This is a genomic window from Mesobacillus sp., from assembly GCF_049588175.1.
GTDB lineage: Bacteria > Bacillota > Bacilli > Bacillales > Cytobacillaceae > Mesobacillus.
This window is the reverse complement of the sequence record NZ_JBAVFI010000508.1, coordinates 1-2,254: the sequence shown is the minus strand read 5'-3', so window position 1 is coordinate 2,254 and position 2,254 is coordinate 1. Positions and strand designations below refer to the sequence as shown.

Here is a 2,254-nt window from a genome sequence, read left to right as displayed (position 1 = left end):
ACACATTAAGGTCCGGTGTGCCAAACGCCATCAGGGTTGCAACGGAATTCGGAGATAAGATCAATTTTATCGGCATCCGTCTAGACAGCGGTGACCTTGCCTATCTTTCAAAGGAAGCAAGGCGAATGCTTGATGAAGCCGGCTTTGAAGATGCAAAAATTGTCGCATCGAGCGATCTTGACGAATATACGATCATGAACCTGAAAGCCCAGGGCGCAAAGATTGATACATGGGGAGTTGGCACGAAGCTGATTACTGCCTATGACCAGGCGGCACTTGGTGCAGTTTATAAAATTGTCTCAATCGAGAGGGCGGACGGCACGATGGAGGATACGATCAAGATTTCCTCTAATCCTGAAAAGGTCACGACTCCCGGGATCAAAAAGGTATACCGAATCATCAATAACTCAAATAACCGTTCCGAGGGTGACTATATCGCTCTTGAGGATGAAAATCCGCAAGCGGAAAAACGTCTGAAAATGTTCCATCCAGTCCACACCTTCGTCAGCAAGTTCGTCACGAATTTCGATGCGCGGGAGCTGCACCACGATATCTTTACCGCTGGAAAACTCGTGTACACACAACCAAGCCTCGAGGAAGTGCGGTCACATTCAAAGTACTGCCTTGGCGTTCTATGGGAAGAGTACACGCGTATGCTGAATCCCGAAGAATACCCGGTCGATCTCAGCCAGAAATGCTGGGACAACAAAATGCGCAATATAGAAGAAGTACGAGAGAAAGTCATGGAAATGACCGGAGAGAAAAAGTAAGATGGGACGGAAGCATGGGGACGTACCTTATGCTTCCATAGTTTATAGAATCTTGCATAGAACCCTACAATTTAAAAATTCTGAACTCTACTCTGGCGTAAAGAAGCAAAGGATACGTCCCTCTGCTACTTCGACCGGGGTTCTTTTTTTAGGAGAATGATCGATAGATAAAGGATTTTGACTGTCAGCAAAGAATTATTAGTATTATAATTTTTTCTGAGGGTGTATGCATATGAATGACAAGAGAATTAAGGTGGATTACGAACAATTCATACCTAGAGAAAGTGGCTTCATATTTAAGTTCGTTAAAAAAGATGAGAAATTCATTCATACATTTATTGAAGGTAAACTCATTGAAAAAATTGGTCTGATTCCTGAAAGTGTCGTGGGGAAATCATTGTTTGAATTTCTGCCAGCTGAACATGCATTCAGGAAAGAAGTCTTTTATGAGATCGCCTGGAATGGAGAAAACATTAACTATGAAGGGTGCGTTGGGGATACCCATTACCTAGCGATCCTTAATCCAATCCGCAGGAATGAAAAAACAGTTGAGGTTATTGGAACGGCGATTGATATTACAAAGGAAAAGGAAAGAGAAAAGCAGATTCAGCAAATGGAGAAGCTCTCCGTAGTAGGTGAACTGGCTGCTGGAATTGCGCACGAAATTAGAAACCCCCTTACTTCCATAAAAGGTTTTGCGAAAATCGTAAAAGAGAGTGTTGATAAGGAAGATCTAATAGGATACCTAGATATCATGCTGGATGAAATGGACCGGATCAATCAGATTGTCAATGAATTCATGTTCATTGCAAAACCGAATGAGCATGTTCATTTTCAGCCGACAAATATAAATAAACTGCTTCAAAGCTGTATTCTGTTGATGGAGCCACAGGCTAATCTAAAAAGTATTAAAATAGACTCTAACCTTGAATCGGAATTATTTTTAAATTGTGATCAGAATCAAATCAAGCAAGTGTTGATTAATCTCCTGCAAAATGCGATTGAAGCAACGGATGATCGGGGCCATCGCATAGAGGTGACATTAAAGGAAGCCTGTGAAAAGAATATCTTGATCCTCATTAAAGATAAGGGCTGCGGTATATCTGAAAAGAGACATAAAAGGTTGTTTGAACCCTTTTATTCAACGAAAGAAAAAGGGACAGGCCTTGGGCTGATCACTTGCAAACGAATTATTGACCTTCACCAAGGCAGCATCGATATTAAAAGCAAGCAAGGAGAAGGCACCACAATCGCATTATATTTGCCAAGGTATTGTAACGAAGATCATGCGCTGTTACGCGAGGTGGTATCTAGTTGAGTGATGGTGGAGGGTTCTTTATAAAAATATAGACCATCGTTTTCAAATTATTTATTGAATATTTTGAATTATAAAACGGCAGCGAAAGCGATATACTTTTATAAAAAGTGTACAAAGGAGTGAAATAAATGATTAGTAAAGTCGGTCAAATCATGCTGTATGTAAA

The 2,254-nt window shown here is 40.8% G+C and carries 1 protein-coding gene and 1 pseudogene; both read left to right on the top strand.

Annotated elements, in window-relative coordinates; all coding sequences use genetic code 11:
* Nucleotides 1-770: pseudogene (locus WB217_RS12475) on the top strand (nicotinate phosphoribosyltransferase); the annotation flags it as partial.
* A 232-nt stretch (nt 771-1,002) separates the two neighbouring features.
* Nucleotides 1,003-2,088, top strand: coding sequence for an ATP-binding protein (locus WB217_RS12470; protein ID WP_423993543.1), 1,086 nt, complete (start codon nt 1,003-1,005; stop codon nt 2,086-2,088).
* Nucleotides 2,089-2,254 lie beyond the last annotated feature (166 nt).

Bases quoted from the DNA above. Each gene is read 5' to 3' on its own strand.
- WB217_RS12470 (WP_423993543.1), top strand. From the start codon at position 1,003: ATGAATGACAAGAGAATTAAGGTGGATTACGAACAATTCATACCTAGA.